Source organism: Shewanella piezotolerans WP3 (genome assembly GCF_000014885.1).
GTDB classification, from domain to species: domain Bacteria; phylum Pseudomonadota; class Gammaproteobacteria; order Enterobacterales; family Shewanellaceae; genus Shewanella; species Shewanella piezotolerans.
The window spans coordinates 1,913,798-1,937,661 of record NC_011566.1; the positions used below are offsets into that span (position 1 = coordinate 1,913,798).

At 43.3% G+C, this 23,864-nt stretch carries 21 protein-coding genes; 8 read left to right on the plus strand and 13 right to left on the minus strand.

What is annotated here, in order from left to right; genetic code table 11:
* Nucleotides 1–176: 176 nt before the first annotated feature.
* The gene (locus SWP_RS08250; RefSeq protein ID WP_020911999.1) at nucleotides 177–1,046 is read left to right on the plus strand and encodes an immunity 49 family protein; all 870 of its coding nucleotides are present in this window, start codon (nucleotides 177–179) and stop codon (nucleotides 1,044–1,046) included.
* A gap of 71 nt (nucleotides 1,047–1,117) precedes the next feature.
* Here SWP_RS08250 and SWP_RS08255 read toward each other — a convergent pair whose 3' ends face one another.
* The 6 genes from SWP_RS08255 to SWP_RS08280 form a co-directional block, all read right to left on the minus strand.
* Nucleotides 1,118–2,248 carry a ribosomal protein uL16 3-hydroxylase gene (locus SWP_RS08255; protein ID WP_020912000.1) on the minus strand — a complete coding sequence of 377 codons (1,131 nt, stop codon included), beginning with the start codon at nucleotides 2,246–2,248 and terminating at the stop codon, nucleotides 1,118–1,120.
* A 92-nt stretch (nucleotides 2,249–2,340) separates the two neighbouring features.
* Nucleotides 2,341–3,708, minus strand: coding sequence for an adenylosuccinate lyase (purB, locus tag SWP_RS08260; RefSeq protein ID WP_020912001.1), 1,368 nt, complete (start codon nucleotides 3,706–3,708; stop codon nucleotides 2,341–2,343).
* Between the two features lie 29 nt (nucleotides 3,709–3,737).
* Nucleotides 3,738–4,355 (minus strand): high frequency lysogenization protein HflD, encoded by a 618-nt coding sequence (gene hflD, locus SWP_RS08265; protein WP_020912002.1) that lies wholly within the window; start codon nucleotides 4,353–4,355, stop codon nucleotides 3,738–3,740.
* A 3-nt stretch (nucleotides 4,356–4,358) separates the two neighbouring features.
* A complete protein-coding gene (mnmA, locus tag SWP_RS08270) occupies nucleotides 4,359–5,474 on the minus strand; it encodes a tRNA 2-thiouridine(34) synthase MnmA (RefSeq protein ID WP_020912003.1) in 1,116 nt (371 codons plus the stop codon).
* A gap of 192 nt (nucleotides 5,475–5,666) precedes the next feature.
* Complete coding sequence (locus tag SWP_RS08275) at nucleotides 5,667–6,119, minus strand: NUDIX hydrolase (protein WP_020912004.1); 453 nt, start codon at nucleotides 6,117–6,119, stop codon at nucleotides 5,667–5,669.
* The gene (locus SWP_RS08280) at nucleotides 6,112–6,792 is read right to left on the minus strand and encodes an rRNA large subunit pseudouridine synthase E (RefSeq protein WP_020912006.1); all 681 of its coding nucleotides are present in this window, start codon (nucleotides 6,790–6,792) and stop codon (nucleotides 6,112–6,114) included. The genes SWP_RS08275 and SWP_RS08280 overlap by 8 nt, the downstream gene beginning before the upstream one ends.
* Before the next feature lie 299 nt (nucleotides 6,793–7,091).
* Here SWP_RS08280 and SWP_RS08285 point away from each other — a divergent pair, with 299 nt between their 5' ends.
* On the plus strand, nucleotides 7,092–9,317 hold the full coding sequence (locus SWP_RS08285) for an NADP-dependent isocitrate dehydrogenase (protein WP_020912008.1): 2,226 nt from the start codon (nucleotides 7,092–7,094) through the stop codon (nucleotides 9,315–9,317).
* A 97-nt stretch (nucleotides 9,318–9,414) separates the two neighbouring features.
* Here SWP_RS08285 and cspD read toward each other — a convergent pair whose 3' ends face one another.
* Nucleotides 9,415–9,621, minus strand: coding sequence for a cold shock domain-containing protein CspD (gene cspD / locus SWP_RS08290; protein ID WP_012155761.1), 207 nt, complete (start codon nucleotides 9,619–9,621; stop codon nucleotides 9,415–9,417).
* A 239-nt stretch (nucleotides 9,622–9,860) separates the two neighbouring features.
* On the opposite strand from cspD, the gene clpS reads away from it, so the two are divergent.
* Together clpS and clpA are read left to right on the plus strand one after the other, a co-directional pair.
* Nucleotides 9,861–10,169, plus strand: a complete 309-nt coding sequence (gene clpS, locus SWP_RS08295) for an ATP-dependent Clp protease adapter ClpS (protein ID WP_020912009.1) — start codon at nucleotides 9,861–9,863, stop codon at nucleotides 10,167–10,169.
* A gap of 36 nt (nucleotides 10,170–10,205) precedes the next feature.
* Nucleotides 10,206–12,464 carry an ATP-dependent Clp protease ATP-binding subunit ClpA gene (gene clpA, locus SWP_RS08300; RefSeq protein WP_020912010.1) on the plus strand — a complete coding sequence of 753 codons (2,259 nt, stop codon included), beginning with the start codon at nucleotides 10,206–10,208 and terminating at the stop codon, nucleotides 12,462–12,464.
* Nucleotides 12,465–12,956: 492 nt separating this feature from the next.
* Here clpA and infA read toward each other — a convergent pair whose 3' ends face one another.
* The 3 genes from infA to aat all read right to left on the minus strand — a co-directional run bounded on the left by infA (nucleotide 12,957) and on the right by aat (nucleotide 14,714).
* Nucleotides 12,957–13,175: a translation initiation factor IF-1 gene (gene infA, locus SWP_RS08305; RefSeq protein ID WP_005500725.1), complete on the minus strand. Its 219-nt coding sequence runs from the start codon at nucleotides 13,173–13,175 to the stop codon at nucleotides 12,957–12,959.
* A 113-nt stretch (nucleotides 13,176–13,288) separates the two neighbouring features.
* The gene (locus SWP_RS08310; protein ID WP_044555787.1) at nucleotides 13,289–14,014 is read right to left on the minus strand and encodes an arginyltransferase; all 726 of its coding nucleotides are present in this window, start codon (nucleotides 14,012–14,014) and stop codon (nucleotides 13,289–13,291) included.
* Nucleotides 14,004–14,714 carry a leucyl/phenylalanyl-tRNA--protein transferase gene (gene aat, locus SWP_RS08315; protein ID WP_020912012.1) on the minus strand — a complete coding sequence of 237 codons (711 nt, stop codon included), beginning with the start codon at nucleotides 14,712–14,714 and terminating at the stop codon, nucleotides 14,004–14,006. The genes SWP_RS08310 and aat overlap by 11 nt, the downstream gene beginning before the upstream one ends.
* 53 nt (nucleotides 14,715–14,767) lie before the next feature.
* Here aat and SWP_RS08320 point away from each other — a divergent pair, with 53 nt between their 5' ends.
* Nucleotides 14,768–15,244 carry an outer membrane lipoprotein gene (locus SWP_RS08320; protein ID WP_020912013.1) on the plus strand — a complete coding sequence of 159 codons (477 nt, stop codon included), beginning with the start codon at nucleotides 14,768–14,770 and terminating at the stop codon, nucleotides 15,242–15,244.
* Between the two features lie 98 nt (nucleotides 15,245–15,342).
* Here SWP_RS08320 and SWP_RS08325 read toward each other — a convergent pair whose 3' ends face one another.
* Nucleotides 15,343–16,710, minus strand: a complete 1,368-nt coding sequence (locus SWP_RS08325; protein WP_044555788.1) for an aminotransferase-like domain-containing protein — start codon at nucleotides 16,708–16,710, stop codon at nucleotides 15,343–15,345.
* Between the two features lie 101 nt (nucleotides 16,711–16,811).
* Between SWP_RS08325 and SWP_RS08330 the strand changes: the two genes are divergently transcribed.
* Nucleotides 16,812–17,417, plus strand: coding sequence for a LysE family translocator (locus SWP_RS08330; RefSeq protein WP_143711182.1), 606 nt, complete (start codon nucleotides 16,812–16,814; stop codon nucleotides 17,415–17,417).
* A 518-nt stretch (nucleotides 17,418–17,935) separates the two neighbouring features.
* On the opposite strand, the gene SWP_RS08335 is transcribed toward SWP_RS08330, so the two are convergent.
* Nucleotides 17,936–19,969, minus strand: a complete 2,034-nt coding sequence (locus SWP_RS08335) for a S9 family peptidase (RefSeq protein ID WP_420804968.1) — start codon at nucleotides 19,967–19,969, stop codon at nucleotides 17,936–17,938.
* Between the two features lie 258 nt (nucleotides 19,970–20,227).
* Here SWP_RS08335 and SWP_RS08340 point away from each other — a divergent pair, with 258 nt between their 5' ends.
* Nucleotides 20,228–21,547, plus strand: coding sequence for a metal-dependent hydrolase family protein (locus SWP_RS08340; protein WP_079891925.1), 1,320 nt, complete (start codon nucleotides 20,228–20,230; stop codon nucleotides 21,545–21,547).
* Nucleotides 21,548–21,602: 55 nt separating this feature from the next.
* Here SWP_RS08340 and SWP_RS08345 read toward each other — a convergent pair whose 3' ends face one another.
* The gene (locus SWP_RS08345; protein WP_020912019.1) at nucleotides 21,603–22,259 is read right to left on the minus strand and encodes a glutathione S-transferase; all 657 of its coding nucleotides are present in this window, start codon (nucleotides 22,257–22,259) and stop codon (nucleotides 21,603–21,605) included.
* 583 nt (nucleotides 22,260–22,842) lie between these two features.
* On the opposite strand from SWP_RS08345, the gene trhO reads away from it, so the two are divergent.
* On the plus strand, nucleotides 22,843–23,826 hold the full coding sequence (gene trhO / locus SWP_RS08350) for an oxygen-dependent tRNA uridine(34) hydroxylase TrhO (protein WP_020912021.1): 984 nt from the start codon (nucleotides 22,843–22,845) through the stop codon (nucleotides 23,824–23,826).
* Nucleotides 23,827–23,864 lie beyond the last annotated feature (38 nt).

Here is a 23,864-nt window from a genome sequence, read left to right on the forward strand (position 1 = left end):
TCATGAGATATATCCTTAGCCGGGTTCGCAATATTGATCAAAGCGATGATTTACCAAAGTGACGGATTTACAACACTTTTAAAGCCCTGGAAATAACTGAATAATGGAATAAACGGCTTGATAAAACGGACGCTGTTTCATCAACCACAGTAACTGGACAATAAGGAGGAGCCACCATGGAGCATGTCAAAGTACATTACAAGAAGATCGATGCAGGAGCTGACTACCTGCAGCGACAAGCCGATCAGCTCAATCTCAATGATGAAAGATTTGCGCGTGATATTTGTGAGCCGACCTATCAGCAGTTGTTTTTTAGGCAAATAAATGCATATGGTATGTGTTCTCTTGCAATACGATTACAGCAACTGACCGGTGATAACTGCTACTTCGAACGGGCGATGGGCTATTTGGATCTTGCTGTCCATACCGCTGAGACCTTAATGCATGGCATGCTTAATCGCAGTGGGGAGCCCATCGTGGTGAGCCACCAAAGCCAGCAGCTGAGCTTGCCCTATTGGCAATTGAATAAATGGATTAGTTGGCTTGATTGGAGTCACTATCTTTGCCAAGCGATAGCCAGGCGCGCTTATAGTAGCGTTGAGCTGTTGATGCAGTTTACCCCGCAAATGGCCGCCGAATATACCTCTGAGCCAAGGGAGTATACCGCATTTTATGTTCGCTACTTGCAAGGTATGCTTGATCCTACTGCAGATCATGACGCCTTGCAGCAAGAGTTTACCGAGGTGCATGCCCGCGAGTTTCATTTAAGGTTTAGAGTGGCGCTGGCACCGTTTTACTGCCTAGCAAAAGAAGATGAAGCCGGCTTTGAAGCGGCCATGTTACGTGGCAGTAATATGCATCGTGCTTATGTGAGAAAATTGAGTAATAAGATGGATATGGACCCACTGGGCTTTTATCCACCGCAGCTAATGGCCGCCGCCAGTTTAGCTTATGACCGCCATGGCTGGACACTAAAACATAAAAGCGATTATTTACCAGAATGGTGGATTTATAACACGTTTGAAGCACCTGCAATGACTGATTAACTCGCGAGTTAAAAGCCGGCAGACATCAACAGCGCTATCGAAATAGAGCGCTGTTTATTAATTTTTTCGCATTATTCACCGAGATAAAAGTAACCGCGGTTAAGTAATGTAAGTATGAACGCTTGGGTTTGTGGATTTTCGAGTAACAATGTCGCTTGTTGATTATCAAAATTAAAACAGGCTGCTAACTGCGCTATATCGGCTTTGATCGCCAATGGAAACTCAAATGCTTCACCATTGATAAATACCCGTGAAACGGAGTCTTGCTCTAACATTAGTAGTTTCAAGCCTCCAATACGATACAGTAGGGCGCCTTGGCTAATATAATCCTCCATATCTTCTAGAGTATAAGGTTCATCGGGCTCACAGATATCGAGTTCAAAGCGGTTCTGACTTAGCATGTTACCGAGTATTAGCTGAAAGCTTGCTGGATCTGATGCCAGTTCACTGACTAACTTTAACATCCCTTGTTGGTGACTTAGGCTAAGTTCACTTGGTTGTGCGGGCTCATCAGTAGATGTGAAGCGTTTAAGACCAGTATTGCTATCGATCAAGCCATCGGCTATTTCACTGAATAACTCTTGCTGACTCGGGGCGCGAAAACCAATGGAGTAGCTCATCGCTGTGGTTAAGGTTTGCCCCTGATGAGGGTAGCCAGGTGGAATGTATAACATGTCTCCCTTTTCCAGGACCACGTCGATAATAGGTTCAAACCCTTCTATTAATGGTGTGGTTGGATCATTGTTTTTAGCAGCATATTGGCCTTTTTCACCGACAGTCCAATGTCGCTGACCTTCACCTTGAATAATAAACACATCATAGTTATCAATATGCGCACCGACGCCGCCATGCGGGGTAGCAAAAGAAGCCATTAAATCATCAAAACGCCAGTCGGGGATAAAGCGGAATGCGTCAATAAAATGTGCCGAATCAGGGTGCCAATGGTTGAGTGCCTGTACTAATAATTGCCAGTGACTGTCGCCAAATTTATCGTAATCTTTAAAAGGTCCTTGGCAGATCTGCCAGTCATTGTCTTCGGTGACGACCACTCGAGAAGAGACTTCCTCTTCACACGCTAAACCCGCGAGTTCATCTGGACTGATGATCTCTTCAAAGTTAGGGAATGCATTTTTGATAAGTAACGGCTTTTTCTGCCAATAGTCGGTAAGAAAAGCATTGGTGTCTAAGTTAAGACTGTACATGTTTGGCAGCACTCATAAAAAGGATAAAAATAAAGGCGATAAGCCTAAGCTTACCGCCTTATTTATAACATTAGTAGTTTAACAACTAATGATTAAAGCTCGTCAACAAAAGTTTCTGCACGGCCAATATAGTTAGCTGGTGTCATCTTCTTAAGTTCAACTTTCACATCTTCTGGTAGTTCTAGACCGTCAATAAAGACTGCTAGTTGCTCACCGTCGATACGCTTACCGCGTGTGAGCTCTTTAAGTTTCTCATATGGCTTTTCAATGCCATAACGACGCATAACGGTTTGAACTGGTTCAGCCAGTACTTCCCAATTACCATCTAGCTCTTTGCGAAGTTGCTCTTCGTTCACTTGTAGCTTACTGATCCCTTTTAATGTCGCTTGGTAAGCGATAAGAGAGTGAGCCATACCAACACCTAAGTTACGTAGAACGGTAGAGTCAGTTAAGTCACGCTGCCAGCGAGATACAGGAAGCTTAGCGGCTAAGTGCTGCATCAGCGCGTTAGCAATACCTAAGTTACCTTCAGAGTTTTCAAAGTCGATTGGGTTAACTTTATGTGGCATGGTTGAAGAACCAATTTCACCAGCAATAGTGCGCTGCTTAAAGTGACCCAGTGCAATATAACCCCAAATATCACGATCGAAATCGATAAGGATGGTGTTGAAACGTGCTAACGCGTCGAATAGCTCCGCGATGTAATCGTGCGGTTCAATCTGAGTTGTGTAAGGGTTCCAGTTGATACCAAGACTAGTTACAAAGCGTTGTGAAAGGGCATGCCAGTCAACTTCTGGGTAAGCACTCAGGTGAGCATTGTAGTTACCTACAGCGCCGTTAATTTTACCCATGATTTTAACGTTTGAAACTTGAGTTAATTGACGCTCTAAACGAACTGCAACGTTCGCCATCTCTTTACCTAAAGTCGATGGAGAGGCTGGTTGACCATGTGTGCGAGACATCAATGGTACGGTTTTGTACTCTTTGGCCAAAGCCTTAATAGCATCAACAATTTTTTGGCAATATGGCACAACGACTTGATCACGTGCTTCAGTCAGCATTAACGCGTGAGAAAGGTTGTTGATGTCTTCAGAAGTACAAGCAAAGTGAACAAATTCATCAATAGCGACTAGCTCTGCGTTATCTGCAATGCGCTCTTTAATGAAATATTCAACCGCTTTAACGTCGTGGTTGGTTGTTGCTTCAATATCTTTAACGCGCTGGGCATCAGCTTCGCTAAAGTTATCTTTAATTTGGTCAAGCAAAGCAAGTGCTGCTTCACTAAAAGGTGGAACTTCTTCAATTTCTGGGCAGCTAGATAGCAGCTTTAGCCAGTTAATTTCGACTTGAACACGGTATTTGGTCAGGCCGTACTCGCTGAAAATCCCTCTTAATGAGGCGGTTTTACTACCATAACGACCGTCTACCGGAGAGATAGCAGTTAGTGCGGAAAGTTCCATTAGAAGCTCCTTGATGAACTTGTCTTATATTATAGGGTGAGGCTTTTCATAGCTGTGTCGACTATTGTTTTTCTAGCGAAGACAAGGTGCCTACGCTTGCCTCCTAATTGGCGCCATAACACTGCACTGCGCATGGCAGACAGTAACAGAGCGCGAATTTTTTGTTGGGTTTGAGTGCGTTTCAAAAACTCTGGGTTACCCGAAATTTGTAATTTGGGGCCAAGTTCACTGACGATGTCGCTGTATATACCGGCAAAGTTGGCAATAACTTGTTCGTCAGTAATTTCAAAGTGGCTAAGTTGGCGGTGGATCTGGTTGATCCGCTCTGACAACATCCCCATGGCATTAGCCGAGCGAGCGAGTTTACGCTCCAACGCTAAAATGCCCACTAAGTAGCGAGTCACTTCAACATCTTTTTGCTTACCGTCACCCAATTGGGCAACGATCATTTGATAGCCTTTTTTCAGCGCTTCTTTATCAGCGTAAACCTCTGATGTTGAGTCTGGGTTAGTCACCAATACTGAATTTAAGCTTGCCGCGAGGGCATCTTTATCTGAATCGCCATGTCTTGCGATATACTGCACTTGGGCTACAGCTTGCAAAATGCCAGCAAAAGCCATTGTGCGTTCAAACAACTGATCGCTCATGAATTAGTCTCTTATTAGTACGTCGATGATCCCGCCACCAAGACAAATTTCGCCGTCGTAAAAAACAGCTGATTGTCCGGGCGTTACCGCGGCAACCGCTTCATCAAATATCACTCGTATTTGATCGTCACTGTCATAGGTTACTGTACATGGCACATCGTGTTGACGGTAACGTGTCTTAAGGGTGATTTTGGCGCCTTCAGCGGGACCTTTTCTATCGACCCAATGCAGTTGATTAGCCAGTAAACCATTTGACATGAGGCGAGGGTGGTTACCACCTTGACCCACGACTAACACATTACGAACCAGATCCTTTTCAACCACATACCAAGGATCTTCGCTACTGTTCTTTAAACCACCAATACCTAAGCCTTTGCGCTGGCCTAAGGTGTGATACATCAAACCTTGATGTTGACCAATCACTTCACCTTCGCTGGTTTCGATGTTACCCGGCTGAGCGGGTAAGAAGGTTGATAGGAAATCAGTAAACTTGCGTTCGCCAATAAAGCAGATGCCAGTGCTGTCTTTTTTATCGTGAGTGATGAGTCCCATCTCTTTAGCAATATCGCGTACTTCGCTTTTTTCTAGCTCGCCAACGGGGAACAGTGAGCGTGCAACTTGCTCGTGGCTAAGTGTGTATAAAAAGTAGCTTTGATCTTTATTACCATCAACACCACGCAGCATTTGGCTGGTGCCATCAATGTCGCGGCGGCGCACGTAGTGTCCCATCGCAATATAGTCAGCATCTAAAATCTCATCAGCAAACTCGAGAAAAGCTTTAAATTTAATCTCTTTGTTGCACATAATATCGGGATTTGGCGTTCGGCCCGCTTTGTATTCTGCAAGGAAATACTCGAACACATTGTCCCAGTACTCTGAGGCAAAGTTTACCGTATGCAGCTTAATACCAAGCTTATCGCACACAGCTTGTGCATCTTTTAGATCATCTGCCGCCGCACAATATTCATCCGTGTCATCCTCTTCCCAGTTCTTCATGAACAGGCCTTCTACTTGATAGCCCTGCTTCATTAGCAAGTAAGCAGATACAGATGAGTCAACACCACCGGACATGCCGACGATGACTTTTTTACCTAGATGGGTGGGGTCGATTGATGTCATAAATCCTAATAAAACCTTTGTGTTTGACGAGCGTTGCAGCCATATATCAGTTAAATATATGGGTTAAAAACCGAATTACAAGGGAGCCTAAAACTCACCTCTTTCTGCGGGGGCGTATTCTATCATGCATTAGGGGACTGATACCAATCAGTATCAGAAGTTGATCAACTTAGCGTGCTTTTAGCAAACGAATTAAAGCCATCGATCATTGAGTATTTCGAGCGGATAGCGCTTGTCGTTTCGATAATCCTCAATAGATTTGAGCACCAGTGGGCTTCGCAGCTGAGGTTTGAGGCTTGTTATCTCAGAAAATGTCAGCCACTTTGTGCTGTTAATTGCGGGATCTATTGGCTTAGAATTAAGGCAATTATCCAGTGAAGCGCAAAAGGTATAGCGCACAAAGGCCAGTTCATCAGTTGCTGTAAATTGATAGATTGACACCAGTGCTTGCGGTTTTATTTCCAGGCCTGTTTCCTCTTTTACTTCTCGAATACATGCATCCACAATAGACTCATTGGCTTCAAGATGACCTGCAGGCTGATTATATTTAATTTTGCCTTCAATCAACTCCTCGACCAGCAAGTATTTACCATTAGCCTCAATCACACAGGCGACAGTGGTGTTGGGTTTATAGCGTTCAGCCATTCTTACCACCCATATCTAGCTTTCGATACTGACCGTTAGGGAGATCGTCTAGACTCCATTGGCCTATTTTATAGCGGATTAATCTTAGCGTTGGAAACCCGATATTGGCGGTCATCCTTCTTACTTGACGGTTTCTGCCTTCACAAATCTCTATAGTGAGCCAAGTCGTTGGAATGTTTGCTCGCTCGCGAATAGGTGGGTTACGTGGCCACACAGCAGGATTGCTCATGATATTAACCTTGGCGGGTAAGGTTAAACCATCTTTCAATTCGACGCCTGTACGCAGCTTCTCGAGATCTGTTTCGCTGGGGGCGCCTTCGACTTGCACCCAATAGGTTTTAAAGGTTTTCTTTTTTGGTTCAGTAATTTGTGCCTGTAACTTTCCGTCATTAGTCAGTAGCAATAAACCTTCACTGTCTCGGTCTAATCTACCCGCTGCATAAACCTCTTGAATTGGAATAAAATCTTTGAGAGTTTTACGGCCCTGTTCATCAGTAAATTGACAAAGAACATCAAAGGGTTTGTTAAACAATACAATGATAGGGTCTTTAACCTCTTTAGGTTTACTCGCCACTCTAGATGGACGCTGTGGCTTTTTCCTTGGTTTTGCAAAGAAACCATTGGATTTAGCAGGCTTTCTAGCTGGTTTTTTTTTCGAAAATGGCTGAGTCACGCAAATTAACTTCTAAAAAAGGGGCTAATTTGTCTATTGTACTGCTCATTGGCCATTAGTGGAATTTGAATCTTGCGCGGAATGTTTTATGATGTCGGCCATAAAAGTGTGATCCGCAACTAAATTTGAGTGTTAATGGGATCTTTATTAACCTCGCAGTGGTAAACAAAATAAAAAGTTATCGCACAGTGTTAGTGACGATAAATAATCGAAAGTGACTGAATTTTTTACCTTTTCATCATAAAAATAGACATAATTATTATAAAAAATCTTAAATTTAAAATAATGTAGGACGAAAAATGAACGATAAATCATCAACGATCATCTATACCGAAACTGACGAAGCTCCAGCACTGGCAACTCTTTCTTTGTTACCCATTATCCAGAAGTTTACCCAAAGTGCAGGTGTTGACGTTGAGACTCGTGACATTTCATTGTCAGGTCGAATCATCTCAATTTTCCCTGAAAATTTAACAGCAGAACAAAAAATCAGTGATGCATTAGCGGAACTAGGCGAACTGGCGAAGACGCCAGAAGCTAACATTATTAAGCTGCCAAACATCAGTGCGTCAATCCCACAATTAAAAGCATGTATTTTAGAACTGCAAAATAAAGGGTATGACATTCCTAACTACCCTGATGAGCCTGCAAACGATGTTGAAAAAGACATTCAAGCACGTTACGACAAAATTAAAGGCAGCGCGGTAAACCCTGTATTACGTGAAGGTAACTCTGATCGTCGCGCACCTGGTTCAGTGAAAAAGTTTGCTCAGAAAAACCCACATTCAATGGGCAAATGGTCAACTGACTCTAAATCTCATGTTGCTCACATGAATGAAGGCGATTTTTACGGTAGTGAAAAGTCTGTCACGCTCGCTGATGCAGGTAGTGTTTCAATTGTATTGAGCAAGACCGATGGTTCAGAGCAAGTGCTACGAAATGCAATTGCTTTGCAAGCTGGAGAGGTTATTGATTCTGCAGTGATGAGCAAAGCCGCTTTGGTTAGCTTTTATGAGCGCGAAACATTAAACGCTAAAGAGCAGGATGTGCTGTTGTCGCTACACTTGAAAGCCACAATGATGAAAGTCTCTGATCCAATTTTATTCGGCCATGCCGTTAAAGTTTACTACAAAGACGTTTTTGCTAAGCACGGTCAACTATTTGAAGAGTTGGGTGTTGATGTCAATAACGGTGTGGGTGATGTTTACGCTAAAATCGCATCATTACCGGCTGAGCAGAAAGCGGCTATTGAAGCTGATATCGCAGCGGTTTATGCAAGCAGCGCTGAGCTGGCGATGGTTGATTCAGACAAAGGGATCACCAACTTGCACGTACCAAGTGATGTGATTATTGATGCCTCAATGCCCGCTGCAATCCGTACATCGGGGCAGATGTGGGGGCCTGATGGCCAACTAAAAGACATGAAAGCAATGATCCCTGATCGTTGTTATGCGGGTGTGTACCAAGAAACAATTGATTTCTGTATCAACAATGGTGCATTTAATCCAAGCACTATGGGTAGTGTACCTAACGTAGGGCTCATGGCCCAAAAAGCGGAAGAGTACGGTAGCCACGACAAGACTTTTGAAATTTCTGATGCAGGCACCGTTAACGTCGTTGATCAAAATGGCGTTGTGCTTATGTCGCACAATGTTGAAGCTGGCGACATCTTTAGAATGTGTCAGGTTAAAGACGCGCCAATTCGTGACTGGGTTAAACTTGCCGTTAACCGTTCACGTTTATCAGCGACTCCAGCTGTATTTTGGTTAGATGCCGCCCGTGCTCACGATGCTGAAATCATCAAAAAGGTTGAGCTCTACCTGAAAGATCACGATACCAATGGTCTTGAGCTTCATATCATGTCGCCAGTTGAGGCTACACGCTTTACCCTAGCGCGCGTTAAAGCAGGCCAAGATACGATTTCTGTCACGGGTAACGTTTTACGTGACTACCTAACCGACCTATTCCCAATTCTTGAGCTTGGCACAAGTGCTAAAATGCTATCAATTGTGCCACTAATGAATGGTGGTGGATTGTTTGAAACAGGTGCAGGTGGTAGTGCGCCTAAGCACGTGCAGCAGGTTGAGAAAGAGGGGCATTTACGTTGGGATTCATTGGGTGAGTTCCTCGCGCTCGGTGCCTCTTTAGAGCACCTTAGCCAAACAACCAACAATGCCAGAGCACAGGTATTAGCTGACACGCTAGATTTGGCAATCGGTCAGTTCCTCGATACAAATAAGTCTCCTTCACGCCGTGTGGGTGAACTTGATAATCGTGGAAGCCACTTCTACCTTGCTATGTATTGGGCTCAGGCTGTTGCAGCGCAAACGCAAGATAGTGAGTTACAAGCACAATTCACAGCTTTTGCAGAAGCACTGACGAGTAACGAAGAAACAATTGTTGCCGAGTTAAATGGTGTTCAAGGACCAGCAGTAGACTTAGGCGGTTACTATCGTCTAGACGCGGCAAAGGCATCTGATGCAATGCGTCCAAGTGCAACGCTTAACGCATTAATTAACGGCTAGTTATTAACGGCCTGTGTCTTACAGGCCTGTTAAAAAGCCAATAAAAAAGCAGAGTAGATAACTACTCTGCTTTTTTTATTTCTTATCACATACTAAACTAGTTAGTGGGTGATATTGCTGACGCGTGCATACCTTTTGGACCTGCTTCTACTTCGAAACTGACGGGTTGACCCGCTTTTAGAGTTCGATAGCCTTCCATTTCGATGGTAGAATAGTGCGCAAAAACGTCTTCACCGCCAGCATCAGGGCAAATAAACCCGAATCCTTTGGCGTTGTTGAACCATTTAACAGTTCCGCTTGCCATACTTCCACTTCCTTCTGTTGTTCACTTCCCAGTAAGATAGTAAAACTTATCAGCGAGGAAAGTCCTTCGCTTACTGAACAGAATGAAAGCAGAAAAGCGTGTTGTCAAGCATATTTTAACATCCGAGCAACATTTTACGAACAAAGTGGTACACACTATTTAGTAGGATTTATGTTATTAAATAGATAGAGTTGGATAATCAATTGGAACAAGCCAAGACTAGAGGCTAGTATTGAAGCATGAGCAGAACAGAAAATATTGAACATGTAGAAGAGAGTGTTGAGTCAGAGTTAAAACAGCCTTCTATGTATAAAGTTATATTAAATAACGATGATTACACTCCGATGGACTTCGTTATTGAGATTTTACAGCTATTTTTTAGAAAAGATGAAGCACAGGCCACTGAAATTATGCTTGCGATTCATCATAAGGGGAAGGGGATTTGCGGCATTTACCCTTTTGGTATTGCAGAAACTAAGGTCGCTCAGGTAAATCAGTTTGCAAGACAAAACGAACATCCGTTATTGTGTTCTTTAGAGGAGGCCTAATTTGGTTGAATCTGTTGTTAATTTTTGGGGGTGCTTATGCTAAATAAAGATCTTGAAGTCACCTTAAATCTGGCTTTTCAGCAAGCCAGGGATGCACGTCATGAATATATGACGGTTGAGCATCTACTGTTGGCATTAATCGATAACCCGGCCGCACAAGAGGCGTTAGTTGCTTGCGGAGCAAATCTCGATAAGCTCAGAGGCGAAGTCTCGAGCTTTATTCAACAAACCACGCCTATCATTGCTGATCCTGAAGAAGAGAAAGAGACGCAGCCGACACTTGGATTTCAACGTGTGCTGCAAAGAGCGGTATTCCATGTCCAGTCATCTGGACGCAATGAAGTGACTGGCGCCAATGTCTTAGTCGCCATTTTTAGTGAACAAGAGTCTCAAGCCGTTTATCTATTACGCTCAGGTGAAGTCACTCGCCTTGATGTCGTCAACTTTATTTCACATGGTTTCTCCAAGGAAGATATTGACACCAACGCTGAACCAAATCGCATCGAAGATCAAACTGAGACAGAAGAAGAGCGCAGTATTTTGTCGCAATTTACCTCTAACCTGAATGAGTTAGCTAAAAAAGGTGAAATAGACCCGCTTATTGGCCGAAGTGAAGAGATAGAGCGTTCTATTCAAACTTTGTGCCGTCGTCGTAAGAATAACCCGTTATTAGTGGGTGAAGCTGGAGTCGGTAAAACGGCGATAGCTGAAGGGCTTGCCTACCGTATCGTAAAAGAAGAAGTGCCAGAGGTAATGAGTGAAGCTACGGTATACTCACTTGATCTTGGTGCATTGCTAGCAGGTACTAAGTATCGTGGTGACTTTGAAAAACGCTTTAAAGGTTTACTCAAAGAGCTGGCAAATGATGAACATGCGATTTTGTTTATTGATGAAATCCATACCATTATTGGCGCAGGCTCTGCCTCTGGCGGCGTAATGGATGCGTCAAACTTATTAAAGCCATTATTATCGAGCGGTAATTTACGCTGCATGGGTTCTACAACCTTCCAAGAATACCAAAGTATTTTTGAGAAAGACCGTGCCCTGGCTCGTCGATTCCAGAAAGTGGATATCAATGAACCGTCTGTCGCTGAGACGACTAAAATCCTCCAAGGGTTAAAGTCGACCTACGAGGACTACCACAATGTTCGCTATACCATGGCGGCATTGAGTATTGCTGCGAAATTATCTGACAAGCACATTAATGATAGACACTTGCCTGATAAAGCCATTGACGTTATCGATGAAGCGGGTGCCCGTATGGCGATGTTACCTGTTAGCAAACGCAAAAAGACTATTGGCCAAAGCGAAATTGAAACTATCATCGCTAAAATGGCGCGTATTCCAGAGAAGTCGGTATCGAGCTCTGACAAGGATATGCTTAAGAATCTAGAGCGTAACCTTAAGATGGTAGTGTTTGGTCAGGATATGGCGATTGAGGGGCTTAGCTCCGCGATTCGTCTATCTAGAAGTGGACTTGGTGGCGAAAATAAGCCAGTGGGTAGCTTCTTGTTTGCAGGTCCTACTGGTGTCGGTAAAACAGAGGTGACCAGTCAGTTGGCAAAATGCCTCGGACTGAGTCTAGTCAGATTCGACATGTCTGAGTACATGGAAAGTCATACCGTGTCGCGTCTTATTGGTGCGCCTCCTGGATATGTGGGTTACGACCAAGGTGGCCTGTTAACCGATGCCGTCATTAAAAATCCACACTGTGTGGTATTGCTCGATGAGATAGAAAAAGCCCATCCAGATGTTTATAACTTGCTACTGCAAGTGATGGATCACGGGACGTTAACGGACAATAACGGCCGCAAAGCCGATTTTAGACATGTGACCTTAGTGATGACCACTAATGCTGGTGTGCAGGAGACTATTCGTAAATCGATAGGCTTTAAGCAGCAAGATCACACTCAAGATGCGCTGTCGGAAATCAATAAGGTGTTTTCACCTGAGTTCCGCAACCGTCTAGATTCGATTATCTGGTTTAATCACCTCGATATGACCGTTATCGCTAAAGTGGTTGATAAGTTCCTAGTTGAACTTCAGGCACAATTAGATGATAAGTCTGTAACACTTGAGGTCAGTGATGAGGCAAGAACGCTACTAGCTGAAAAGGGTTACGATAAGTCGATGGGGGCAAGACCTATGTCGCGAGTTGTGACGGACTTAATTAAACGTCCACTTGCGGATGCGATTCTATTTGGTGATCTAGTGAAAGGCGGTATTGCTCGTGTTGATGTTAAGGGCGATGAGATTGTAATTGAAGCGCAATCACAAGAGAAAGCCATGCATTAGTGCTGCAACAGGAGTGAAGTCGATAATTATAGCAATCTAGTATAAGAAGTTGATCTACTCAGAGGCGTTAAACTCTCGCTGAGCGATTAAAATTTTATATTGATTGGTACTAGACACTGGCTTCACTCTTTAGTCGCTATTTTATACCAATTGCATTAAGTATTTGACCAGTTCAGAGCCCCTCAGCCTTTTCAATTCAAAGCGCATTGGTAAAGAAATGGTTGTTCCCTTTTAAGCCAATGCAAAGCAGAAGTGGGAAGACTGAGGAACTCACGTAGTGCGGGTTTCAAAACGCTGTATGATTCGCTATGGGATTTGGATATAGAATAACTATTAGCTCAAATCCCACTACTTTCCTACAGCGTTTTGAATTCCCGCTGAATGGTCAAACTTTTAATGCAATTGGTATTACAGGTTAGCATTACTCAAATAACAGACAACAAAAAGCCGGCGCAAGCCGGCTTTTTAAATACGTTATAGGCTAATAATAACTTAGCGTGAACGGAAGACGATGCGTCCTTTGCTCAAATCGTAAGGGGTCAGCTGAACCGTTACCTTGTCACCCGTAAGAATACGGATATAGTTTTTACGCATTTTTCCTGAAATGTGTGCCGTTACGACATGACCATTTTCAAGTTCTACACGAAACATTGTATTTGGCAAGGTTTCAAGGATTGTGCCTTGCATTTCAATGTTGTCTTCTTTCGCCATTAATCAGTTATCCTGTTTAGCCTTCAAATATTAAAAACGGGCGTATCATGCCGCAAATTCACCTCGCTGTAAAGAAAAGGTTGAGTGAATCACGGCTGTAGAGACGTTATTGTTTATTTGCTTATGTTTTTGATCTCAATCTCAGTAACCCAGCCCGAGTGGGTGAGAATTTGATGAGGTCGGTAGTCTCGTTTGTAATTCATCTTCCTTGATTCATCAATTTGATAACCCAAGTACAAGAATTGCTTTTGCATCATCTTAGCTATCTTAGTCTGCAATAAGATTAGCAGACTTCCCAAAGAGCGCTTATGTTCATCAGGGTCAAAATAACTGTAGATAGCAGATAAGCTGTTGGGTAGCACGTCGGTGACGGCTACGCCAATTAACTTGTCATCAATCGACAGCTCGATAAATAGTGGTTGCGTCCAGCTTGCTGTCGCAAAACTATCATACTGCTCAGGCGTTGCTGGAAACATAGGGCCATCAGCATGACGGGTATTAACGTAGCGCTCATAGAGGGCATACTGCTCATCTGTTTTATGGTCGACTATTTTCCAATTTAAATCTTGGTTATTTTTCAGAGTACGTTTTTGTCTTTTCGACAGTTTGAACTCGTCAATTTCGAGCCTAATCGGTAAACAAGCTGTGCAATGGGGGCATTGGGGCTTATAGATCATACTACTACTGCGGCGAAACCCTAACGCCAGCAGTTGTTCAAACAATCCAGCATCAATGATCTCCTCTTGTAATACTAAGAGTTGTTCCTGTTGCTCATCTAGATAGCTACAAGGAAAGGTTTTGGTTCTGCCAACCGTGATAGGTCTTGATTTAGAGTTCAATCGGTACCTCTGTAGTTAACCAGCTATCAGGGTTAACGTCGCCGTCTCTTAAGTGCTTAAGCAATGTGAGAAAGTCTTTACGCTTTATAGATTTAGCCCCCAAACTGTCTAAATGGGGATTCTCAACCTGCGCATCAATAAGTTTAAAACCACATCGCAAAAGGTGCTGTTGTAATACGATCATAGCAGCTTTAGAGGCGTTAGTGCGAAGATGGAACATCGATTCGCCGCAAAAGACTTGGCCAATGGCGAGCCCATAAAGCCCGCCTATGAGGATATCGTCTTCCCACACCTCAATTGAATGTGCATGGCCTTGCTGATGCAAACTAAGGTACGCCTGCTGGATGTCGTCAGAAATCCAAGTTTCCTCTTGCTTAGCTCTGGGGGCCGCGCAGCCTCGAATAACAGCTGGAAACTGTTTATTGATACTAAAAGTCCATGATTGCTTCTTTAGATATTTGATTAAACTGCGGCTAACTCTCAAATTTCCTGGTGCAAAAACAGCGCGAGGATCGGGTGACCACCACAGTATCGGATCATCTTGATTAAACCATGGGAATATCCCGTTGTAATAAGCGTTTAACAGCCTTTCTGGCTGCAGATCGCCACCCACTGCAAGTAACCCGTTCGGGTCGCTCAGTGCTTGCTCTGGTGGCGGAAAACTTTGTTGATCTTGATTTAAATAGGACAGTGAGTTCACAATTGAGTAAAATTAGGCAATGTACATACCTTTAAGTTAGCGGAAAAAAGCCTATGTTGAAACCTCATCTTATTGTTTTTATAGTTCTCAGTTTGTTTTTGAGCATCGCTCAACTCAACGCAGCGCCTTATGATCGCAATCAAGCCGTTCCTGTTGAAAAAGTTGAATTTGGTCAAGTAGAATCAGTCAGGAATATTACAGAAAAGCAACTCGTCGAAGACCAAAATACGGGTTGGAAAACATTTGGCGGTGCACTTATTGGTGGTGTGATAGGGCATCAATTCGGTGGTGGCTCTGGCCAAGATGTCGCAACGGTACTAGGCGCGCTTTTAGGTGCAGGTATAGGTAATCGTTACGGTGATAGCTCATATTACCAAGAGCTTAAATTAGTCGAAATGATGATTACTCTGGACAGTGGCGAGCAAGTTATGGTTATTCAAGACTTAGATCAAGGGATGATTTTTAACGTCAATGATGAGGTTCGAGTGGTTTACCTCAAAGGTTATGTCAGAGTTGACCAACAGATGTAATCGGTAACGCTTCACTTGATTAAAAATTTAAGCGCAGTTTAGCAAAACTGCGCTTTTTGATGGCTTTAAATTGTCCAAAAATGATCGTAGCGCTAGATCTAAACAAATGAATAGCTGCTTTGGCTTAGTTTCAAAATCGTAGATTCAATCAACTCGAGCTGCTTTTTAAACTCTATTTCGTCGCATGTGCCACCAATGCTGAGTCGAATATGATTATGAAGATTATCAAAGTCGTCGCCATCACGAATTAATATGCCTTCGGCGGCTAGTGCTGCGACAACATGATGAGATTTAAGTGGCAGAGCAAGCTTCAACCAGCCATTGAGGCCGCGCCATGTGTGAGTTAATTTTAAACGCTCGCCCATCGCGATACATTGTTGTTGTCTTTGCGCGATTTGCTGCTCTCGTTCTCCCATGTAGGCTTTATTGCTAATAATTCGGCAGGCAAGTTCGGTGTTAAGGGGCGACACCATCCAACATTGGCTATAAAGCGCCTGTTTAATTTTAGCCAGTAACGGTAGTGGGCAAAGCAGGAAACCTTGCCGCAGTCCACCACAAAACAGCTTCGATAAACTAGATAGGTAAACCACCTTTTGCTGCTGTTCATCATCGCTGGTTGCTTGGTCCAAACACCACATCGGCGTGTGCCACTCTTCAGGCAAACAATAGTTAACATCGTCTTCAATAATGACAACATCATATTGGCGTGCAAAAGCAATAATGGTTTGTCTTTGTTGCAGATTGTATTGAATACACGTTGGATTCTGATTGTTAGGGGTTAGATAAATAGCCTTGGGTTTATAGCGCACTATTTGACGTTCTAACTCATCAAGGTTCAATCCTTCTTCACTCAAGGTCACTTTCTCAATATTGATCCCGAGTTGCTGCGCTGCGACCTTTATTCCAGGGTAACAGTTTTCTTCACACAGCAGGTATTCACCCGCATTCATCAATCCATTCAATACCGCAAAAATACCTTGTTGGGCACCGTGGCTAAAAACGATTTGAGCCGCAGTTTGTGGTATTTGACGTCCATGTAGCCACTGGCTGAATTTGAGCTGATGTTCTGGCAGCGGGTCAGCATGGTATTGCATGAGCTGGCCAATCGTATGTGGCTCTTTAGCCAGCTCGCTTAATGCATCACTTACGATACTTATTTGATTGGTAAGCGGTTGCTCGCAAGTTGCAAAGTTTGCTGATTCCGGTTTTGACTGATAGTGGGAGCCTTTTACAAAGGTACCAGCCCCAACTTTGGCGTACACATAACCGCGTTGCTCAAGCAGAGCATAAGCGCGAGTCACAGTGCCTACTGTTACAGCGACTTTATCAGCCAGTTGCCGCTGTGGCGGAAGCTTACTCTCCGGTGGTAGTTGACCGTTCTTAATTGCCAACTCTGCGGCTTCGGCTAAGCGAACATACAAGGGGCCTTTGAAATTATCGAGCGTTGGAACCCAAATTGTACCCATGACAATAAAACCATTGATATGCTTTTTGTATCGATTACTATGCACCAGTAAAGCTAATTGTGTCAATAATTGTATGCGTACAATAAAGTTTGGAGATGGATATGGATTCACTATTTACGTTAATGGTGTCGGCGGCAATATTTTGCGCAACAATGACGATGACACCTGGGCCTAACAATGTATTACTGGCCACATCTGGGGCTAATTTCGGTGTGAAACAAACATTGCCGCATATTTTCGGGATCCGTGTTGGGCAAACATCATTACATATCGCAATATTATTCGGCCTTGGTAGCTTGTTCCAAACTTGGCCGCTGCTGCATTCTTTGTTGAAAGTTGTTTCGATCATGTATTTGTTATTTCTAGCGTATCGGGTTATGACTCTGCCGGTAGATAATACTTATGACGCGTTTGACAGAAAACCGGTGTCAATGACAGAGGCTGCGTTGTTTCAATGGATAAACCCAAAAAGCTGGATGGCGACGATTACGCTTTGTACCGCGTTTACTGTTAGTGGTGATGGTTACTGGGCAAGCGCGTTACTCGGCTTGTTAGTGTTTAATATTGTCGGCTTCCCAGCCTCTTTTACTTGGGTCATTTTAGGTGCCGCAATAAAAGACAAACTCAATTCAACTAAGCGCCGACGTTATTTCAACTGGAGCATGGGAGGATTGTTGGTGGTAACCATTCCTTTGATTACAATCTAATAACGTACTGATATTTAATATATCCATCCGACCTGAAAATGCAGGATTGAGTGGGCGTTTAATGGGCTTTAGTCACAGGTTCATTGCTCCATGTCGAACCTAAGCACCTACATCTGACCTCCAGGGATGGAGGGAATGCCTTGAGCATGTCAGGAACATACTAGGCCATGTAGTCGAGGCATTGATTGCAGCTAATGGTCGCTCCCTTGGTAAAATCAATAACACAGAGTAAAGCCCATGCTTTTTATATAAGAAACGCCCATCGAAGAAGGGGTTGTGTAAGCCCACTTCGTTGTTGCGGCAACTTAAAAGGGAATAACCATTTCCACGTTAACACGCCTAGCATTGAACTAGCACAACAGCTCTGAAACGAGCATTTTCAAGTGGGATGGGTATATATTGTAATGTAAGATGCTATCTGGCTGAGCGATAAAACGCAGAGGGCGTTATATCAAAAAGCTAACAACCACAAGTGGATGTTAGCTTCTTTCAAATATTCGCTCAATGCCAGAAGGGCGTTAGCTTTCTGGTTGTTGATACTTATCAAACCACCACAGAATATGCGCCACTTTTGACATCAAATTACTCGGACGTTTATAGATCCCGTGAGGTGCATCAGGGATCCTTACCATCGCCGTATCAACATTACGCAGTTTTAGTGCTTGATAGAACTGCTCTGTTTCTGCGATGGGAGTTCGTTTGTCAGCTTCACCCGTTAACAACATGGTAGGCGTTGTCACGTTCCCTACATAGCTTATAGGTGATAATGCCATATAATGCTGGGGGTCTTCCCATGGCATTTTTTCAAACCAATTTTTTATCACAAACGGATAGATATCAGTGGTAAGTGCAAAGCTAAACCAATTAATTACTGGTTTTGCCACCACAGCGGCTTTGAAGCGGTCAGTATGTCCGACTATCCAAGCTGTTAGTACGCCGCCGCCAGAACCACCCGTTACAAATAGGGCTTGTTGATCAATCGATTCCTCTGCAATGACTCCGTCAACGACTGACATAAGATCATCATAGTCTTGACTTGGGTAATTGTTATAGATGATTTGGGCAAACTCTTTTCCGTAGCTATCACTGCCCCTCGGGTTAGCATAAACAACAACATAGCCACTAGCGGCCATTAACTGAATCTCGGCTGAAAAATGTGGACCATAATTGGTGACAGGGCCACCATGTATTTCAAGAATGAGTGGAAACTTTTTACCTGCTTTTTTCTCTGCGGCATAACCTGGCGGGTAAGCTACCCATGCTTGAATATTGCGGCCATCAAAAGATGACTTCACATTAAGCTCTTTGATTGTCGCCAGGGTTTTGTGATCGAGTGCATCACTATTAAGCGTCGTTAACTGGCTGGTTCTGCCTTTACGATTAATGGAGATATCTGCTGGACGCTGCGGATCTGAATAAGTGAAAGCGATAGTCCCATTTTGGGAGACGTCAAATTCACTACCAGTATAAGGCCGTCCAAATGACAAACCGCCTAAATTTTTTGCAACGATTCTTTTTTTACCATTTAGGGGTTGATAAGCCACATAAGTTTGACCTCTATCGTGGTAACTCATGTAAACAGCTTTACTGTTATTAGCCCATTGAATGCTATTGACGGAACGATCAAAGTTAGCGGTTAAGGAGCGCTTATCTGAACCGTCAAGGTTCATAATATATAACTCGGTATTTTCGTAATTCTTATAATTCTGATCAGAGCCTAAATAGGCAATCATCTTGCCATTGGGAGAGACGATAGGGTGATTATCAGGTCCATTGCGGCTTGTTAGTGGTGTGCTTTGCAAACTTGCAATATTAAGCGTATAGATATTGCTGTCAGTCCATTCTAACTCGCTGTCATTGCGGGTATTTGCTGAGTAGATTATTTGCTGACCATCTTTGCTCCAGCTCAAATGGCTACGGTGGTCAGTGGTGCCATATGTCAGTTGCCGAGCAGCACCGCCATCGGCGGACATAACAAATATTTGGCTATTACCAGGCTTAGTGAAACCAGCTCCATCAAAGCGATAGTACATTTCATCAACGTATACCGCGGGTTTAGCCCATTTGGCATTTTTAGGCTTTCCGGGCAGAGTAACCACTGATTTTGCTTGTGTATCGACGAAGCGAGTAAATGCTAGGTATTTACCATCGGGCGACCAAGAGATATTTGATGGTGCATGATCCAAATGACTCATTTGGCCTGATGCACCTGTCTCTAACCACTGCATATGAATTTGCGCTGAGCCACTCGCGGTAGAGATATATGCAAGCTTGGTATTATCAGGTGAAAGGACGGGGGAAAAGTCGGAGTGTAAGCCGTTGGTTACGGGTGTTAGGTTTTTATCCTTGTCGACTTTCCAAATGTTGCCCAATTTTTTGTCTGTGAGTATGTCCATATAATTGCGAACAAAATAGACCTCATCACCTTTATTATTGATTTCAAGATTAGATGCATACTCAAGGTTAAACACATCTTCTAACTGCAAAATTTTAGGTGGTTGACTCGCAAGCGAAGAATTTGATTGAGCATTGGATTCTTCTGCAATGACCATTGTTGTAGAAAGTGGTGCGATCATCAGTGCTATATAGATGCCGATCTTCATTGTTATCCCTTAAAATTAGCCGTGCTTTATTTTGCCAAAGTCTGTTATTTCTCTGAGCTTGGCATTCATATTCTTGAGTGTTCTTTGTGCTATCTGTCAAATTAGCACATGTAATATAAATGGTGAAACTATGTGAACTTACATTTACATTAAACCGTATTTAGGTATATTCATAACGATTGAATGTAACTAAAGATGATAATTACAATGAAAAAAACTGAGCCGAAACTGTCTAAACTTTCAAACCGAATAAGCTTTCTTGCATTGATGATATCAGCCTCAATAAGTCAGGCAGCGCTAGCTCAGACTCAGGTTATACATGCCGGGGAGTTATTATCTATTCCAGGTAAAGCACCGTTAAAAAATTATACAGTGGTGGTTGAAGAGGGAGCGATTACAGCTGTTAAAAAGGGTTTCCTTCCTGCCAATGAATTTGCTAGCGATGCCACGCTTATCGACTTAAGTGATAGCTTCGTGATGCCGGGTTTAATGGATATGCATGTGCATTTGCAGATGGAACTAGGGCCTGACAATATCGCCGATACGGTTAAATTGTCAGATGCAGATGTGGCGATGAAAAGCGTTCATTACGCCAAAACAACATTGATGTCAGGTTTTACCACCGTGCGGGATCTACTCAGTGAGCCCGAACAAATGTACGCCCTTCGTGACGGTGTAGAGAAAGGCTGGATTGATGGGCCGAGGATTATCGCCGCAGCAGGGATTTCGATTACAGGCGGGCATTTAGATGTTGACGGAATGGCGCCAGATCTCTTGGCAATGAAGTCATCGAAAATGCTCTGTGATGGTCCTTTTGAATGTAGAAAAATGACCCGTAATGCGATTAAGTATGGCGCCGATGCTATTAAAGTTGCATCAACAGGCGGCGTGTTATCTAACACTAATACAGGAACGGGTCAGCAGATGACCAACAATGAACTCAAAGAGATCGTTGAAACTGCCCATGCTCTGGGGCGAAAAGTTGCCAGTCATGCGCATGCCGCGAAGGGGATAAATGCTGCACTACGTGCAGGCGTAGATAGTATTGAACATGGCAGTTACTCCGATGAGGAGTCGATAAAGCTGTTTAAAAAATCAGGTGCCTATTTAGTTCCGACTTTGCTTGCTGGCGCTACCGTGGTGGAAATGGCGAACACCTCAGACTTTATGGCCGCGCCAGTTAAAGCTAAAGCGATCAGAGTGGGCGCAGATATGCTCGATAACTTTAATGCTTCCTATAAAGCAGGTGTAAAAATAGCTTTTGGCACCGATAGTGGCGTGTCTAAACATGGAATTAATGCCCAAGAAGCGGTGTTGATGTATCAGGGGGGAATGACCACGGCAGATATCTTAAAATCGGCAACAGTAAACGGCGCAGATCTTATCGGCATGAGTGACAAATTAGGCACCATAGAGGTGGGTAAGTACGCTGATATTATTGCTACAAACGCAAGCCCATTAAAGGATATTGAGCAGCTGCTTGATGTAGATTTTGTGATGAAAGGCGGTAAAGTTTACAAGCAATAACGGTGTTACATGCCATTTAAAGGAGCTCATGCTCCTTTAAATGCGTTTAGTCGCGCTACTTTTCCCCACCAAAGACAAACTCTTGTTCGCTTTCAAGCCAAGTAGGAAATTTTTGCATGATTGTGGTAAACGCTTCGCTTTGTAAATGGTTTGCTAACCATTGCTGTACATTTTTATAGTCTGTTTGCTCAAACCAAGCTTTATCAACATGTGCAAATTGTCTGATGAAAGGATAGATGGCGTAATCCGCAATGCAGGGCGCTTGATCCAACAGCTGTGGGTGTTTATCAAGTAAGGATTCTAATTGCTGTACAAATAACTCACCTTGTTGACGGTAATACTGCTGACTGTGCTCAGGAAAACGGTCGGCGTATTTATATTTATCCAACCAAGATTTAAAGACCTGATCGTTATATTCAATTAACGCTTTGGCTGCTTCTTGCTTCTTATTGCTATTAGCCAGTAACAGATTGTTCGGGTCACTTTGTGAAAGCGCCCAACACATGATCTCAAAGCTCTCCTCAATTACAGTACCATTTTGTAATATCAATACAGGCACAGTGCCCTTTGGCGACAGGGCAAGCATTGCTTCAGGTTTATGCTTCAATACTATTTCACGTAAGCTAACAGCTCTATTTGCTAGGTATATTCCGAGTCTAGCGCGCATTGCATAAGGGCAGCGTCTAAATGAGTACAATGTCGGTAAGGTCATATTATTTATTTTGGATAAACTATTTTGAATAAATCGATGTCCCCATTTTTAACCGCCTACACTGAAATAACAATCAAAATTAACAGATCTCGCAGCCTCCTAAGTAAAGAGCTTATAGCGTGTATGCGCTCATTTATATACAAGCAATAACGAGCGGGGCTTATCGAACCATAAAGGCCTTACTTTTTGTACCTGTTTGTAGTGATGTGATTCAGGTAGAATTCGCGGTTAATTTTGAGTGGTGGCTCACGTTTTTGCCGCTGCTATCGTCAATGCACTGAAGATTAAGCTTCAGCTAGCAGCAATACCAATAAGAATAAAGATTTGATCGCTCAGCGAGAGTTTAGCGGTTTTGAGGCAAGGCTTTGAGTGAAGCGCATAGTTATTCTACGCTCAAGCTCATTAACGCAGTATCAAAGTCGCTAAAACTCGCCTGTAAGGAGTGTTTTGGGCTTCCTACTTCGGCGTTGGATAAAGGCAAAAGGGAACAACCATTATGGCCATTATCCGCCTTGAACTCGTTCGCCAAAAAACACTCTGAGTAGATCAACTTCTTATACTTATTGGTATAAATGAGGTTTGTATGTCAAAAGTTGTTGTGTGTGCCATGTATAAGTTTGTCTCTCTGCCAGACTTTGAACGGATCCAAAAGCCATTATTGATTGTCATGGAAAAATCTGGCATTAAGGGAACGTTACTGCTTGCGAAAGAGGGGATAAACGGCACAGTGGCTGGTTCTCAAAGCGCAATTGATGCATTACTTGCATGGTTAGCGACTCAGCCAGGGCTTGATAATATTGTACATAAACTGTCTTTTGACGATGACATGCCTTTTTACCGTACTAAGGTTAAACTCAAAAAAGAGATTGTTACCATGGGCGTTGAAGGGATTGACCCCAATGAAGTGGTGGGTACTTATGTTAAGCCGAAAGATTGGAACGCGTTGATTTCTGATCCTGAAGTACTGCTCGTCGATACTCGCAATGACTACGAAGTCAAAATCGGCACCTTTGAGAATGCACTTGATCCACAAACTGCAACGTTTAGAGAGTTTCCTGAATACGTTAAACAAAACCTCGATCCTACAAAACATAAGAAGGTTGCTATGTTTTGCACTGGTGGTATCCGCTGTGAAAAATCAACAGCTTACCTTAAAGAACAGGGCTTTGAGGACGTATATCACCTTGAAGGTGGCATTTTAAAGTACCTTGAGGAAGTTAAACAGGAAGAGAGCATGTGGCAAGGTGAATGCTTTGTATTTGATAATCGTGTTGCGGTTAATCATGATCTTGAAAAAGGGCAGTATGACCAATGTAATGCTTGCCGCATGCCTATCACTGAAGCCGAAAAAGCTTCATCGCAGTTTGAACAAGGGGTTAGTTGCCCTCACTGCATCGATAAAGTTACCGATAAACAGCGTGAGCGATTTTTAGAGCGCGAACGTCAAGTTCAGCTGTCAAAACAGCGTGGCGAAGCTCATATTGGTAGCGATGTGAGTGCCGTGATTGAGTCTCGTAGAGCTAAGAAAGAGCAGTTGAAAAAATCCCAAAATGAAAAAAGTGTATAGTTTACACTCCAGTTAATTAGAGGCAGCCATTAGGCTGC